Below are 625 nucleotides of genomic sequence, written 5' to 3'. Positions count from 1 at the left end.
TACTTGGGTAGGTGGTGCTCCTGCTGCAACAGGATACGAAGCTGAAGGTGGTAGCTTAATGGCAACATTTGCAGGCGAAACAATTGCTGGTGACTGGACACTTACTATCGAAGATGGTGGTCTTGGTGACGAAGGAGATATTTTTGATTTCTGTCTTACTATGACAAATAATGGAGTAGTTGGAACACCTCCTACTATTTCTTGTCCTGCAGATATTACAATTACTAGCGATGATGATGGAGCTGGAGATTGTACAGCTGCTGTATCTTTTGCAGATGCTGCTGCTATTGATGCAGAAGACGGTCCTCTTACAACTAGTGTAGTTGCTGGTCCTGTTTCAGGTTCAGACTTCCCAGTTGGAGTTACAGATGTAACTTTTGAAGCTACAGATAGCGATGGAAATACAGTTTCTTGTACTTTCACAGTAACTGTTATTGATAACGAAAACCCTGTAGCTGTTTGTCAAGATATTACAGTAACATTAGATGAGTTTGGTATGGCTTCTATTACAGAAGCAGATATCGATAATGGATCTAATGACAACTGTCCTGGGTTTACACTTTCTGCAAGCCAAACAAATTTTGACTGTAGTGATGCAGGAGATGTAATTGTTACTTTAACAATT

At 40.3% G+C, this 625-nt stretch carries 1 protein-coding gene; it reads left to right on the top strand.

The annotated features are described in order from the left end of the window. Positions 1–625, top strand: a 625-nt coding sequence (locus tag RM538_RS13375) for an HYR domain-containing protein (protein WP_311333940.1), incomplete at both ends; no start/stop codon positions are given.

This window comes from Patiriisocius hiemis (assembly GCF_031846325.1).
Classification (GTDB): domain Bacteria; phylum Bacteroidota; class Bacteroidia; order Flavobacteriales; family Flavobacteriaceae; genus Patiriisocius_A; species Patiriisocius_A hiemis.
Note: the sequence above shows the minus strand (reverse complement) of the source record. Positions and strands in the feature narration are given on the sequence as shown.